Source organism: Staphylococcus sp. HMSC061G12, from assembly GCF_001838465.1.
GTDB lineage: Bacteria > Bacillota > Bacilli > Staphylococcales > Staphylococcaceae > Staphylococcus > Staphylococcus simulans.
The window spans coordinates 15528-31015 of record NZ_KV837168.1; the positions used below are offsets into that span (position 1 = coordinate 15528).

At 35.6% G+C, this 15488-nt stretch carries 14 protein-coding genes; 9 read left to right on the top strand and 5 right to left on the bottom strand.

Features of this window, described 5'->3' with window-relative positions; translation table 11 throughout:
• Positions 1-167: 167 nt before the first annotated feature.
• A complete protein-coding gene (locus tag HMPREF2937_RS12750; protein WP_070864743.1) occupies positions 168-3005 on the top strand; it encodes a YhgE/Pip domain-containing protein in 2838 nt (945 codons plus the stop codon).
• Between the two features lie 192 nt (positions 3006-3197).
• Positions 3198-3719, top strand: a complete 522-nt coding sequence (locus HMPREF2937_RS12755) for a DUF805 domain-containing protein (RefSeq protein ID WP_023014846.1) — start codon at positions 3198-3200, stop codon at positions 3717-3719.
• 136 nt (positions 3720-3855) lie between these two features.
• Here the strand turns inward: HMPREF2937_RS12755 and adhP are convergent, their stop codons facing one another.
• A complete protein-coding gene (gene adhP / locus HMPREF2937_RS12760; protein ID WP_023014845.1) occupies positions 3856-4866 on the bottom strand; it encodes an alcohol dehydrogenase AdhP in 1011 nt (336 codons plus the stop codon).
• Between the two features lie 105 nt (positions 4867-4971).
• Positions 4972-5766, bottom strand: coding sequence for a D-alanyl-D-alanine carboxypeptidase family protein (locus tag HMPREF2937_RS12765; protein WP_070864744.1), 795 nt, complete (start codon positions 5764-5766; stop codon positions 4972-4974).
• Positions 5767-6207: 441 nt separating this feature from the next.
• On the opposite strand from HMPREF2937_RS12765, the gene HMPREF2937_RS14150 reads away from it, so the two are divergent.
• Together HMPREF2937_RS14150 and HMPREF2937_RS12770 are read left to right on the top strand one after the other, a co-directional pair.
• Entirely contained in the window at positions 6208-6336 is a 129-nt protein-coding gene (locus HMPREF2937_RS14150) for a hypothetical protein (RefSeq protein WP_023014843.1), read from the top strand.
• Between the two features lie 336 nt (positions 6337-6672).
• The gene (locus HMPREF2937_RS12770; protein ID WP_023014842.1) at positions 6673-7944 is read left to right on the top strand and encodes an amidohydrolase family protein; all 1272 of its coding nucleotides are present in this window, start codon (positions 6673-6675) and stop codon (positions 7942-7944) included.
• Between the two features lie 61 nt (positions 7945-8005).
• Here HMPREF2937_RS12770 and pbp4 read toward each other — a convergent pair whose 3' ends face one another.
• Entirely contained in the window at positions 8006-9244 is a 1239-nt protein-coding gene (gene pbp4 / locus HMPREF2937_RS12775) for a penicillin-binding protein PBP4 (RefSeq protein WP_070864745.1), read from the bottom strand.
• A 164-nt stretch (positions 9245-9408) separates the two neighbouring features.
• A complete protein-coding gene (locus HMPREF2937_RS12780; RefSeq protein WP_061055023.1) occupies positions 9409-9789 on the bottom strand; it encodes a (4Fe-4S)-binding protein in 381 nt (126 codons plus the stop codon).
• Positions 9790-9975: 186 nt separating this feature from the next.
• Between HMPREF2937_RS12780 and HMPREF2937_RS12785 the strand changes: the two genes are divergently transcribed.
• The gene (locus HMPREF2937_RS12785; protein WP_070864746.1) at positions 9976-10254 is read left to right on the top strand and encodes a GNAT family N-acetyltransferase; all 279 of its coding nucleotides are present in this window, start codon (positions 9976-9978) and stop codon (positions 10252-10254) included.
• Positions 10255-10432: 178 nt separating this feature from the next.
• Positions 10433-11182, top strand: coding sequence for a sugar phosphate isomerase/epimerase family protein (locus HMPREF2937_RS12790; protein ID WP_070864747.1), 750 nt, complete (start codon positions 10433-10435; stop codon positions 11180-11182).
• A gap of 147 nt (positions 11183-11329) precedes the next feature.
• Here the strand turns inward: HMPREF2937_RS12790 and HMPREF2937_RS12795 are convergent, their stop codons facing one another.
• Positions 11330-11938 carry a methyltransferase domain-containing protein gene (locus HMPREF2937_RS12795; RefSeq protein WP_023014837.1) on the bottom strand — a complete coding sequence of 203 codons (609 nt, stop codon included), beginning with the start codon at positions 11936-11938 and terminating at the stop codon, positions 11330-11332.
• A gap of 274 nt (positions 11939-12212) precedes the next feature.
• On the opposite strand from HMPREF2937_RS12795, the gene HMPREF2937_RS13865 reads away from it, so the two are divergent.
• The 3 genes from HMPREF2937_RS13865 to HMPREF2937_RS14155 all read left to right on the top strand — a co-directional run.
• Positions 12213-12368, top strand: coding sequence for a hypothetical protein (locus HMPREF2937_RS13865; protein WP_002480236.1), 156 nt, complete (start codon positions 12213-12215; stop codon positions 12366-12368).
• 21 nt (positions 12369-12389) lie between these two features.
• Positions 12390-14975, top strand: coding sequence for a CDP-glycerol glycerophosphotransferase family protein (locus HMPREF2937_RS12800; protein ID WP_070864748.1), 2586 nt, complete (start codon positions 12390-12392; stop codon positions 14973-14975).
• Positions 14976-15129: 154 nt separating this feature from the next.
• A partial coding sequence (locus HMPREF2937_RS14155; RefSeq protein ID WP_257245424.1) for a LacI family DNA-binding transcriptional regulator occupies positions 15130-15488 on the top strand: 359 nt, incomplete at its 3' end.

Here is a 15488-nt window from a genome sequence, read left to right on the forward strand (position 1 = left end):
GACTTGGTACACTAAAAGCAGTATTATGACTAGTTGTTGATAGTTGTTAACTTTTAAAGAGTGACCCTACTAATGAGGCCATTATATCAATTTATTCAAGAGAAACAAACAGTAATTTGAAATTAATGCGAAACCAAAATAGATATAAAAATTTTAGAGGTGTACAAATGAAGAACGCGATACAGCTGTTCCTGATGGATTTAAAGAAAATTATCAAGCACCCGTCCGTTTTAGTGATTTTAGGCGGAATAGCCATATTGCCGTCCTTTTACGCATGGTTCAACTTAGATGCGACTTGGGATCCTTACGGTAATACCAAAAATATTAAAATCGCAGTCGTCAATGAAGATAAAGGCGATAAAGTCCGAGGCAAACAAATCAATGTCGGGGACACTATTGTCGATAACTTGAAAAAAGATGACCACTTTGACTGGGAGTTTGTCAGTCGGAAAAAAGCAGACCATGATTTGAAAATGGGTAAATATTACGCCGCCATGTACATACCAGACAAGTTTACACATGAAATTACTGGCACACTGAGAAAAGACCCGCAACAAGCGAACGTTGAATACAAAGTGAACCAGAAACTAAACGCGATTGCGCCGAAAATGACAGATGCCGGAACTAGTGCAATTGTTCAAAAAGCGAATGAACAGTTTAATGAAACAGTGACAAAAGCATTGTTAGATGAAGCCAACCGTTTGGGTGTGAAACTTGAGGAAGAAATACCAACGATTAATAAAATTCAAAAAGCAGTGAAGACTGCGAATGATTCAGTACCGAAAATTAATGAGTTTGCGAAAAAGATTCTGTATCTTGACCAAAACCAAGATCAATTAGATGAATACGCAGATAAATTCCGAGGTTTAAATCAATATAAAGGAGATATCTTAGACGCGCAGGATAAATTAAACGCAGTGAATTCAGCCATTCCAGCATTGAATGAACGTGCGAAGTTAATCTTAGCGTTAAATGAATATTTACCGAATATAGAGCGTGCCTTAGATGTTGCTTCAAATGATGTACCACAAGCTTTCCCACGTATTAATCGTGGTGTAGACATCGCAAGTAATGGTGTCACAGCTGGCAAACAAGGTTTAAATGAAGCACAAGGTTACTTATCAGCGGTAAAACAACGTGTAGGCAGTTACCAACAAGTGATTGATAACGCACAAGAAGTCGATCAAAATGTGCAAAATGAATTAAACCGTAGAGCACAAACTGCACCGCAAAGTACAACAAATAATGGACGTTTCTCTGGCATACGTACTTCACAAATGAGTACTAATGGTGAGGATTCAAATAACACGGATACGATTAATCCAAATGATGCGAATGCGATGGAGTCTTCATTATCAAAAGCACTCTTATCACTTTCTCAGCAAACAGAACAACAATCAGAAGCGAGCCAACAAGATTTAGCAGCGCTAGAAGAAGTAACTTATGGTATTTTAGCGTCTGACAAACCTCAAGAATTTGAAAGTACGTTAGATAACTTGATTGAACGTCTGCAAGTGACAAGCAAGACTAACCAACAACTGATTGATATCTTGTCTGAACTAGAAAATCGTGAACATGTTGACTTATCTAAAGAAATTCAAACACTAGAAGCAGCAAATAACAGAGTCAATCATGTGATTAAGCTCCAAAATCAATTGAGAGATGCCTTGAAACAAGGTAGTTCTGGTAAAGCTGAAGCAGTAAAATTATTAAAAGAAATTCCGAATGTTAATGATGCATTAAGTGATTTAAGAAACTATATTAAATCAGACTTGAATCAACGCTTAATCAATGTGTCACAAGACATTATGTCTGTCTTGAATACAGGAGAGGCAAAACTTTCTACCGTTCAATCTAAGCTGAATACGATTCAACAAGTGATTGATGAAGGCCAATCTATTTTAGATGTCGCAGGTGATCGTATTGAGACAATCCAAAGTGTCTTACCGCAATTAGAACAACGTTACTTAAATGCGGTAGCGACTGCACAACGTTATTATCCGCAGTTTAAACAAGGTGTGGAACGTGCTGCATCATTCGTGAGAAATGACTTGCCTGGTCTAGAACAACAACTTGCGGACACTACCGCAACTGTTAATGCGAATCTGCCGACACTGTTTGATCGTTATGACCGTATTGTGCAATTGTTAGATGAAAATCAACCACAAGCGAAAGAAGATCTGCATAAGTTAGCTGAATTTATCAGAAACGACTTGCCGGATCTTGAGAAAGATTTAGCGAAAGCTAATAAGCTCTTTGATGAAGTGGAAGATGATGACGCAGTAGATAAATTAGTGGATTTACTGAAAAATGACTTGAAGAAACAAGCAGATGTCATTGCGAATCCGATTAAGATTCATGAAAAAGATATCTTCCCAGTCAAAGACTACGGTTCAGCAAGTACACCATTCTACACAGCATTGTCTATTTGGGTTGGTGCGTTATTGATGGTGAGCTTATTGACGACAGATAATAAGCATATTGCGGACTTGCCGGGTATAACTACTAGAGAAACTTATTTAGGAAAACTTGGTCTGTTTTATATTATCGGTATTCTTCAATCGTTAATTGTCTCTATTGGAGATATTGTGATTTTGAAAGCTCAAGTTGAACATGTCGCATGGTTTATCGGGTTATCTGTGATTATTTCACTCGTCTTTGTGACGATTGTTTATACACTGGTATCATTACTTGGAAACCCTGGTAAAGCCTTAGCGATTATCTTGTTAGTCCTACAAATCGCAGGTGGGGGCGGAACGTTCCCAATTGAAGTTACACCGCATTTCTTCCAAGCGATTCATCCATACTTGCCGTTTGCGTATGCGATTGATGTGATGAGAGAAGCGGTCGGTGGCTTTGTGCCTGAAATTTTAACCAAAAAACTAGTGATTCTTCTGATCTTCGGCATCGCATTCTTTATTATCGGTATTATCTTTAAACCAATCACAGATCCGATTATGAGAAAAGTGTCAGAGAAAGCAGAAGAAAGTGATGTCTTAGAATAAGATAAAACAACATACACACGGTAAATAGGAGACTTGAAGTCAGCTTTGATTTCAGGTCTCTTTTTATACTTTTGTTTATCTTAAAGAACGCAACACTTTATATGCATTAACAAATTATTTACTTAAAATTAATTTGAGATATTCAATTGGTTGTGGGTATAATGACCCTAACAAATAAAGGGGAGGCATACGATGGAGAATCAATCGAATCAAATTATTGAAAGCTATAAACAATTTTGGATTCGCTTTTTAGATGTGAATGGACGTTCAGATCGAGCGGATTATTGGCATCCATTTTGGATTAACTTTTTAATTTCAACTGTGTTAGGGGCACTTTCAGGAGGTTTATTAAGTAGTATCTTTGGCATTGCGATTATCATCCCATCTTTCACTGTGATGGTTAGACGTTTACATGATACAAACCGTACAATGTTATTTGCGATTATTTCATATATCAGCGGTTTTATCGCTTCAGTTGGAACACTTGTTTTCTTCTTTGGCGTTGTCTTGGCAGCGAATGCGAGCGAAGGTTGGGTACTAGGTGCCACAGCATTCGCAGGTGTCTTCGGTATTGTGGTTGCTGGTTTAGTTACACTTTATATTATCTACTTATTGGTACTGCCAGGGGACAAAGCACCGAATAATTACGGTGATGGCGGCAGTAGTAAAGCTGTTTCAAATAATCCATTAGCACAAGATGCAGAAGTTGAATAACAAACGATTAATTTGAATATATTTATTGAACAAAAACTAAGAAGCTCTGAAGGATATCAGTAATTAGATTTCCTTCAGAGCTTCTATCTATTTTTAATCAAGTGTTATTTAAATTAGTTGTGTTTTAAGATTATGATTAATGACGTAAATCAATGACCATACGGCCGTTGATTTTACCTTCTTCCATTTCTTTGAAGATATCTTGAACATCTTCCATTGGACGTAATTGTGTTTTTGGCACGACTAGACCTTCAGCACCAAATTGGAAAGCTTCTTTTAAGTCTTCACGTGTACCTACTAGTGAACCTACAACACGAATACCGTCTAATACTAAACGTGGAATTGATAAGTCCATTGATTCTGTTGGTAAGCCGACTGCGACTACAGTACCGCCAGCACGTACAGATTCAACAGCTGCGTTGAAGGCTTGTTTAGCAACTGCTGTAACAACTGCCGCATGTGCACCGCCTACATGTTCTTGAATGTATTTTGCGACATCCACTTCTTTAGGGTTTAAAGTGACATCTGCATCGTATTGTTTCGCAAATTCAAGTTGACTGTCATTGATGTCTACTGCGATAACTTTAGCGTTAAATACTTTTTTCGCATATTGTAAAGCTAGGTTTCCAAGTCCACCTAAACCGAATAAGACAAGCCATTCACCAGCGCGTACGCCTGATTCTTTAATCGCTTTGTATGTTGTGACACCTGCACATGTGATACTGCTTGCAGCTTCTGATGATAAACCATCTGGAACTTTAACAGAATAGTCTGCAGTAACGATACATTCTTGTGCCATACCGCCATCTACAGAATAACCAGCGTTTTTAACTTCACGACATAATGTTTCACGACCTGTAGTACAATATTCACAGTGGCCGCATCCTTCAAAGAACCATGCCACACTTGCACGATCTCCTACTTTTAAGCTTGTAACACCTTCAGCGACTTCTTTTACAATACCGATACCTTCATGACCTAAAATAGTGCCAGTTACATCGCCAAAATCAGCATGGGCAACATGTAAGTCTGTATGACAGACACCACAACATTCCATGTCTAATAATGCTTCGCCGTATTTCAAAGGGCGTAATGTTCTCTCAGTAACTTGGGGTTGATGATCTTTACCTACTACAATTGCTTTCATTTAGAAAACCTCCTTACTTAATCAATACTATTATATTAATATTGAGAGCAATAAGGTTATCGTAAATAAGGCTAATTTAGTAACTTTTATATAAGTATTTAAGCGTTAAAGATAGTGCTCTGAGACATATCTACTAAGCATGTTAGCCATAATATTTGAAGATCTCAGTAATATTAAATGTAAGGCATCATCTAAGCTGATAATATCTCCTTCTCTAATGTCGTTGAGGTTATCTTCAGCCATGTCTTCAGCCTTAACAGTTAAATTTTTATTTAAATCCAGTGGATAATCTAAAGCGGTCAACAACGTCAATAGCTTAGTTAGGCTTGCGGGGTTATTGCGCGCATTACCGTTTTTAGAAATAAGAATTTCTGGTTTGAAACGTGTGAATAAATAAGGATTACATGATGGGTATTTTAAAACTGTATAAGCTATTGTATCTACACTATCTAGAGAACCTTTATTTAAAAGATAATCAATAAGTAACTTAGCTTGATGGAATCGATTACCTCTCGCTTTAAGCAAGGTTACGATATAGACAGTCTCACCATCATAGATTAAAAGACATAGGTTTTTTATAAAGCCCACAGTTCCAGTTTTGCCGCCTAAAATATCGTAATATTGATTCAGTTTTTCATTATCTACTCTTGTTGTGAGATCCATACGTCTTGCATTAGGACCCTTAACCCAGAATGAATAATGCTTCTTCTTCCAAATTCTAACAATATCCACATTCGCACTCGCATGTAGTGTTAACAATGACAGATCATAACTCGTTGATAGTTGATACTTTTCCGTTAAACCCGTAGGATTTTTAAACATAGAACGAGACATACCAATACTAGCTGCTTTTTCATTCATCTTCTCAACAAACATTTGAATTGTCTTTGGCTTTTCCACACTGATGCTCCTTTGTTGTAATTATCAATATATTACTATTGTATATCAATCAAAGGAGAATTAGTTGTGTATATAAAAGTTGTAGAAAATTTGTTACAAGTGATATTTAGTCAAAATAAGGACAGGCGTAAGTTAAATGATATTATGATTTTAAGGTCTTATTTTGAAATTGCATAATGTCTTATTAATTCAATTGGCATCATCCATACCGCATGTCCGAATAGTTCAAGCAAATGTAAAAGAAAATGAAGAGTTGGGACAGTTTTAGCTGTTTCAGCCCTTTTTTACTTTATGAGAAAAAATATTACATTTAAAAATTATAAAAGTAATTTATAGATAAATATGGCATGATATCCAAGGGTAAAGAACCTAGCATGAAATAGAGAGAAGCATGTGAAGCCGCCTCGAGCCTTAAATGGAGTTATCGGGGGAGGTGATAGTATGGATATTACACCAATAGAAATTCATTTGAATTTTGAAAATGTATGTTCCGTTGTTTTAGTGACTTTTTTACTAAAAGGAGCTATCAATAAGATGGAAAAAATAACTTCTGTACTAACGGACAATTAAGTCAGAAGTTAACTAACCATTTAGGTTCGTTAGAGTTTCACAAGATCCATTGTGAGCCTTTATTAAAGGCTAAGTAAGTTCCAGCTTGTTTAGCTCTTTATATTGTATTTATATAATGTAACAATTATACAATAAAAGTAAATAAAAATATAAAATAATTTTTGCATATTGATATGAGCGTCGGCTTGAACATATGGTTAAAATAGCTTCGAAGTGGTAAAACTCAATGCGTTAAGTTTCTTTATTGAATCTTAAGTTGATAAAATTGAGACGTAACATTTTTGGAATACTGAATAATTTTTTGTTTGTGAAGGTAAGAGAGATGGAGGAATGGAAATGAGCAAAAAATTTATTAACGCATCGATTTATAAACATGATGATGCATCTGAAATCTTAGTAGAGAACGGCAAGTTTGTGGCGTTCGGTAATGATTTAGGTGACGCTGATGAAGTCATCGATTTACAAGGGCGTTTAGTGCTACCACCTTATGTAGATTCACACTTGCATTTAGATTACTACTTTACAGGACAAGATCCTAAAATCAAAAACGAATCAGGTACGCTATTTGAAGCGATTGATTTATGGAATGATTATAAAAAAGGTACGACAAAAGAAGAAATGAAAGAACGTATGCGTAAAGCAGTCAATGATGTCGCAAGTTACGGAACACAATATATCCGTGCACAAACAGACTGTACAGACCCTAACTTAACAGGGATTAAAGCGGCAATTGAAGTCAGAGACGAATTGAAAGACAATATCACGATTCAAGTGGTCGCATTCCCACAAAATGGTATGTATTCATTCGAAGAAGACGGTAAAACAGGCCGCGACTTAGTTGAAGAAGCATTGAAACTAGGTGCTGACTGTGTCGGAGGTATTCCGCATAACGAATGGAGTCCTGAAGACGGCGCAGAATCAGTGAAAGAAATCGTACGTCTTGCGATTAAATATGACAAATTGATTGATGTACACTGTGATGAAACAGATGATGCAGAAGCACGTTATCTTGAACAATTGAACGCAGAAGCAATGAAACAAGGCTATGGCCCTTATACGACAGCTTCTCACACTTGTTCATTCGGTTCAGCAGATGATGCGTATGCATTCCGTATGATGGGCTTATTCCGTCAATCTGGCTTGAACTTTGTTTCATGCCCAACAGAGAACTTATTCTTACAAGGACGTCAAGATACGTATCCTAAACGCCGTGGTTTAACACGCGTAAAAGAATTTGTAGATAACGACATTAACGTCGCATTTGGTCAAGATTCTATCGTAGACCTATGGTATCCAGCAGGTTCAGGTAACTTGATGAATATTTTAGATAATGGTCTGCATGCGACACAATTAATGCGTGAACAAGACTTCCCACGCAACTTTGATTTAATCACTTACAACGGTGCACAATTAATGCGCATTGAAGATGAATACGGTTTAGATGAAGGCAAACCTGCTAACTTTATCGTAGTAGATGCGCCAACAGTATTTGAAGCACAAAGACGTCGCTCAGACTGCCTAGCGTCTGTACGTCATGGTGAATACTTGTTCAAGAAAGCATTACCTAAATATGAAACAGAACTAGATGTTACACGTAAAACAAAATAAAATAGATTCGAAAAAATGAGCGGAACCTGTGAGATTCCGCTCATTTTTACATATAGAATGATTATTTACGTCGTTTCACAATAATATAGATGATTGCAGTCAGTAATATGACGCCGCCTATCATGACAAGCGCACCTAAAATCAAAGTACCCCATTGCGTTACTGGCTCAACTTCAACAGAAGGTGCATGATAACCTTTAAGGAATTTTCTAGGATAGTCTACTTTTAATTGTTCATCTTCAATAATTTTCAAGTCATATTTAGCTTTGTCTTTAGGCACCAGATCATATAAATCTTTTTTTACTTCATACGTCTTACCATCAATTTCATGTTCACCTTTAGAGATAACTTTACGGTATTCATAGTTTTTGAAAGCTTCTTCCGTTAAAGCATTCGCAAGCTTTTGGCGTGCATGTTTCGCAGCTTCATTAGGATAAGGCTGTACGTTCATAATGACTGTGTTGATACGTAGATTTTTTTGTTTAGCTGTTAATACTAAATTGTAGCCATTTTCACTCGTACCTGTTTTTAGACCATCAGCATTTACAATTTTTAATGCATCTGGACCATGCGGTAACGATAAGTTTGTATTTTTTAGTGTTTTACCATACTGTTTGTCGGTTTCTAACTTTGAGTAATTGAGTACCTCAGGATACTGTTTCAAGATTGCTTGAGAAAGTATTGCCATGTCTTGTGCTGTACTTTGAGAAGTTGTTTCACTTTTATAAGCCTTTGGGATAAATTGATGAATCAATTGGTTATTCGCACCACTTGGATTAGTAAAATGTGTATGATGCATCCCTAATTGTATCGCTGTGTGGTTCATGCGGTCTGTGAATTTAGAAATATCACCATCCACATGGTGTGCAAGTACTAATGTCGCAGCGTTACTAGACTCTAACATGGCTTGTTTCAACAATTGGTCTACAGTATAGGTTTGTTTATTTTTTAAAGGAAATGTCGTCAAATTCGGGAGTTGAGACATTTGTTCATAAGTCGGTGTGATTTTAACTTTATCTGACAGGTGAGCGTCACCTTGTTTGATGTCTTCTAATATTAAGTATATGGTCATCAACTTTGCGGTAGAAGCAGGGTCGATGTTACGTGTGCCGTGATAATCATACAAAATTTGTCCCTGTTCGGTAGTCACATAGGCACTTTTAGGATCAAACTGTTTTTGAATCGTTTGATGGTTTTCTTTCGCAACGTCTATTGGCGTCTGTTCAGCGTGAGCGGTAGGTGCAATCAGTATATTCATTAAGAACATAACTGACACAATGATGCTTATAACTCTTTTCACAATGTATGGCCATCCTTTTATAAGATAATATACTCTTACGTTACTATAAGAGAATACTGTATTCAACAAGATTTAAATAAGATTTATTAATAAAGCATAAACTTAATAAAACTACACTTCTAACCCTTTTATAAACAAGTCAAGAAGTGTAGTTAATATGATGATTAGTCTAAAGTATAGAATGGATTATCTGAAACATTCGGACCGCCTTTTAAAATCGCACGGTTTAATTCAATGACTTCACCATTATGGTTTAACGTAAATTCACCTTTAATAATAATTTGGTTATCTTTACCGATTGAGATTTCTGTGTGTTCGTGATGTTCATTTGGTTTACCATCTTTACGATGATATTCCAACGCACCGCTTGGACAACGTTCTACGACTTCTGCGATTTGATCAGCTGTCGCATTCGCAGGGTCAATCCAAGGGCGTTTCTTTGTATCAAAAACTTGTGGTAATCCTTTCACACATTCAGCTGCATGGATACAACGCGCAGGTTCAAAAGAGACATCAATTGTTTCACTAGTATAAGTCTTTCTCATTTTATCACTCCTCATATTATGCCAAATACTTAAGTTCAATATAGCACACAAATAAGTTGTTTAAAATCAATATCACTCGTTATACTATCGAGAATTATAGTCAGTATTGTAAGGTAAGTTAATATTCTTGCTTTTAAGAGGTGCACAAGGTAATATCAAATTAATAAAAAGAGGGAAGTGATCTCAATGACAGAAGTAAAACACGGACACAATAAATTTTATGTAGGCCAAGACGAAAATAACTATCAAGCACAGATGACATATGTCCCAACAGGTCCAGACTTATTTATTATTAATCATACAGAAGTATCAGAAGCATTACGCGGCCAACGTGTAGGCTATGCGATGGTAGAAGCAGCAGTCAATTATGCAAGAGAAAATAATATGAAAATCGTCCCATTATGTCCATTTGCGAAAAGTGTCTTTGATAAAACACCGGAATATGCGGACGTATTAAAGAACTAATACATTCTATACACACGACTTATGATAACAAGCAGACTTCTTCTTTAGAGAGGTCTGTTTTTTTGTCTTAATCATTGAATATAAAAAAATGAAAGCGTCGACATTTTGAGTAAACCAGTTTATGATATGGATGAGAATGATAAATGGTTTACTAATTTATGTAAAGGACTGAACAACAATGAACAACAACTTAGTATTTAATACCTTAGTATTTCAAGCAAAAATTAACAGTGGTTTGAAGCAAGTTGAACTTTTTGATGATATTTTATCTTTAGGTTTCAATAACATTGAACCTAGAAGAGAGTACTTCGTGGACATCGACAAAGAAATTCCTGAGATGCGTAAAGCAGCGGAAAGTAAAAACATTACGTTATTTTATAGCGTGCCCGATTATATATTTTTAGATGACGGTGAATTAAACCCTAAAATTTTCGAATATTTTGAAGAAGCTAAACGTCTTAATGTGGTTAACGTCAAGATGTCGATTGGAAATTATCGACATTTTAGTCAACTAAAACAACTGAATTTTATTAATGATCAACCATTTAACTTTACGGTTGAAAATGATCAAACGCAACAGTCAGGAACGATTAATAAGATTAATCAATTCTTACAAGATGCTAAAAAAGCTAAATTAAATATAGGTTATACATTTGATTTGGGTAATTTCCGATATGTTCAAGAAAGTGAAGTTGATGCGGCTGACACATTAGGTTCATATGTTACCTATATTCACTTGAAAAACCTAGCAGAACAAGATGGTAACTTTATCGTTACATCCTTAGATAAAGGTATTATTGATTGGAAATCAGTAATTGAAAAACTACCAACAGGGCTACCAATAGGTCTTGAATATCCTTCTAGCGATGTTGATGAAGTATTAAGAGATAAGCAGTCAATTGAAGTGTTAGAAAATGAAAGAAAGTAGCGATAGTTGCTGAAAAGTTTGCTTATGCAAGTATGAGCTCATCACAATCGCATTCTTTACATGCGAAACATTAGTGATATTTCAAAAGACAAATAAAAGCTGAGACAAAGTATGTTTTAATACATGTCTCAGCTTTTCATTTATTTATTATAGCTTTTCAATATGTCCTTGAATGACGCTCGCATGTCCTGTGTGTGCAGTGCCTTCTTTACGTTCAATATCTCGTTTTTCTAGACTATGGATTTTAACAGGAAGGTCTTCAAGATAACCTTTGATTTCATCTACTTCATAAAGCATGGCTTTGTTTGGTGGGCCACCTGTTTTATTTTCGAGTTGTTCTGTTGAATAAAGTTCAAAGTAACTATGACCTTCTGATTTTAAAGGTTTGATTAAGTTATTGAACATCCCGCGTTTACCTTCTGGAGGAACATGTCCGAAGATATTCACGCTATAATCATAGGCATTTTCTGCAGTTAAATCAGACGCAGTGATATCACCATAGTTCGCATCGACTGTAACACCGGCTTCTTCCGCAAGCTTCAATTCTTTCTCGATGCCAACTTTAGATAAATCATACGTTGTGACATCATAGCCTAATGTCGCAAGATAAACTGCGTTACGTCCTTCACCTTCAGCTAACATCAATACCTTCTTTGGTGTATCTACTTTTTCTGAAAAGACGCTTTTAACATATTGATTCGCTTCTTTACCATAAATATATGTGTCGGAATCAAATTTTTCATCCCAATGATTCATGGTGATGCCTCCTCTCTTTAACCTCAGTACTAGTCTAAAAAGATTAAAAGATTTAGGCAATCAAAACGAACTGAGTGTTCATTTATCTATCTCAGAAATAAAATCTATGAAAAGTTAAAGTTGTAATCTGTGTTTTTTAATACCGAAATGGTTTAAAGTAACTTTTTTAGTTGTTTTTAATTATCTTTTTTCACATTAAAAAAGATAATGCGAAAAATTTTGTTATATTTTTAATGTATCATGTTATAATTTATGGGAAATAGAGGTGAGGGATATGAGGAAGAACATCCTGTGGTTGTTTCCTGTAGTAATACTAGGATGGTTTTGGAAACGTCTCTTAAAACAACGCCATCAAGCATTTTCAGAAGTGGATATTGAAACACCTGAAGATGTAAAAGAGACGCAAGGGATGAATGATGAAGAAATTTAGTTGAAGGGAGTCATCTAAATAGTGCTTGAAAAAATCAGATATAAATTAACTAGACAATTTATGATTCGTGACATTATTAAAGAACCAGGGACTATTATTTTTAAATGCAGTCACGAAAATTTCATCTATTTTAATACACGCAACTTTTCGATTACTTTAGACGAACAAGAAATTACGTTCGACATCTTATCACATCAAAAAAATGAATTAACCGTCGCAATTAAAAGCGACTTTATTACACATGCTGAACCTGCACAAACGATAAAATTCTATTACGGTCAAAAAGCCCTATGGCTGACACGTGCACCGGAATTAAGACGTACATACTATATGGATCACGGTATTTTCGAACTGATTGTTAATCAATCTATTACGATTAAACCAGTTAAAACAGGCTTCAAGTTTGTGAACGAAGCTTTACCTATCGCGTTAACAAGCGCAGGTCCTGACACAATTGAAGTTTCGAGTTCAACACCGATAGACAGTGTGTTTTTAATCAACGATCAAAATATGAAAGTACTAGATCTTAGAGATAACAAGATTAACTACACGTATATCCAAGATCGTTTGAAAAAAGAAAATTATAAAGTACATGTGATACAAGGGACGACGATGTATCCAGCTAAAATTGAATCTCCAGAAGTCGTGCATCATTACTTTATGGAATATGACTGGACGGATGAACAACTCTCGATTGATCGTATGTATTACGCAGTAGACCAAGTTTATATGACTCAGTTAATGAACACAGAAGATATCAACCTTTCATTCTTCATCAAAGGCAGCTTTGATGAGATGGATAAAATCCGAGTAGGTTTAATTGATGTCGATTACGAAAACGCAGTTTACTTACCGACACAAGTGATGATGGGTAATAAAGTCACAGTTAAATTAGCTTTAGATCATTTAGAAACAACGATTAAGAAGAAATTATTTATTGAGATTAATGGTCATTGTTATTTACTACAAGGTAAAACAAGACCGTTTGATGCCTTACATCAAATCGATCATGAAATTTACCAGCTTCAAATCCGCAATCGATACGGTTTAACCATTACACACCGTAAACCTAAATTTAAATTAGGGATTAATCAAGTGGTAGAAGAGAGTTTGAATATGTACTTCCAGCCACATCCGCTATATCAACATTGCAGATATTATTTAACCTTTGAAGAACGTATCTCAGGCAATCAATATCATTTACCGATTGCGAGAGGCGTTTATGATATCTCAATTGATTATGACCAATTGAATACGTTATTGACAGAAAATAAATCGATTATCGATGTCTTCATCACAATTTATGATGAAGATACATTAATCAGAAAAGAAAAAATCAAATACCGTCAAGGGGTCTATAAGAAAGACGGCATCCATACGTTAAAAACAGTAGAAGAGAATGGTCTCACGACGTTCTTTATGTTGACATTGACGCCATTTAAAAACATTAAATTTGAAACGTTTACGATGACAGAACGTCAACTTCAAATTTTAAATGACCATAATCATAAAGATCCGAATATCTGGATGGTCGGAGAACGTACGGATACAGCACAAGAAAGCGGCATTCAGCTCTTTGAGTGGCTTTATGAACATGCGGAAGCGGATGTTTATTACGTCATTGATGGCGAATCTAAAGACTATGAAAAAATCAAAGATATGGAGAATGTCTTAGTCTTTGGTTCAGATGAACATTTACGTATCGCACCACAAGCGAAAGTGGTCATGAGTACACATGATATTGAAAATATTATGCCATATAAAGCAGCACCACAATTCTTCGGTTATGATGAAACGATTAAAATCTTCTTACAACACGGAGTTCTCGGCAGAAAGAATGTCGAATATCATAAGAAATTTTATGATGATCCATTCGATTTATTCAACGTCTCTAGTCACCATGAGAAATACGATATCGTAGTTGATGAAATGGGCTATGAACCTGAAGAAATCGCAGTGACTGGCTTAGCACGTTATGATAGATTGCCGCTAGAACCTAAACCACAAATGAAGAAAGTCTTAATTATGCCGACATGGCGTGATTGGTTGAACAGTAATGAAGCCTTTGAAAAAAGTGAATACTTAAGACGTTATATCAGTTTCTTGAACAATCCTGAATTAAAAGCTTTAAGTGAACAATATGGTGTAGAAATCAACTTCTATCCGCACTATAGAGCTCAACAATTCTTCCAAGATTACTTAAGTGAACATGAATTGAAACATGTGAACTTTATAGAGCTTGGGACGAAAACTGTTCAAGACTTATTGATTGAACATGATTTACTGATTACAGACTTCAGTACAGTCAGCACGGACTTTAACTATATGGATAAACCTGTGATTTTCTATCACTTTGATGTGAACAAGTTCTTTAGAAAAGGCATTCTAAGACCGATTAATGAAACATTTATCGGTGATATTACGTATTCAGAAAATGAATTAATCAGTAAAATTACCGACAAAGTAAAACACAATGAACCGCAACACTATGACCGCAGCTTGATTTTCGACCATATCGATCATCAGAACTGTGCACGTATCTATCACAGTATTTGCGAGGAACTTAAAAAACAAGACGCTCAAAATGCGAGTCATATAAAATCATAGTATTTTAAACAACAGCCTGTATTGTATGTCGCAATATAGGCTGTTTGTATTGAATTGAACTCTACAAACGAAATCAGAGATGATATGATGAAAGAGATAAAAAGGTGGCACATTTGCGTAAGCGAGTCTGTCAACGTAAGGGGAATAAGCACTCATGAAGAAAGTTTCAATTAAAGATGTCGCAAAAGAAGCAGGTGTATCCTTAACCACGGTTTCGCACATTTTAAATCATAAACAAGAACGCTTTTCGCAAGCGACAATTGATAAAGTGTTAACAGCTAAAGATAAATTAGGTTATATTCCAAATAAAAATGCCCAACAATTAAGAGGACATACAATTAAATTAATCGGGGTTTTAGTCCCCAGTTTAACGAACCCTTTCTTCTCAGCGATTATGCAGAGTATGGAACAACACAAGCCGGACTATGTGGATTTATTCTTCTTAAGTACTTCAGGTGACCATCTAGAACATAACATCAAGCATTTAGTTGAAAGAGGCATGGACGGTTTAGT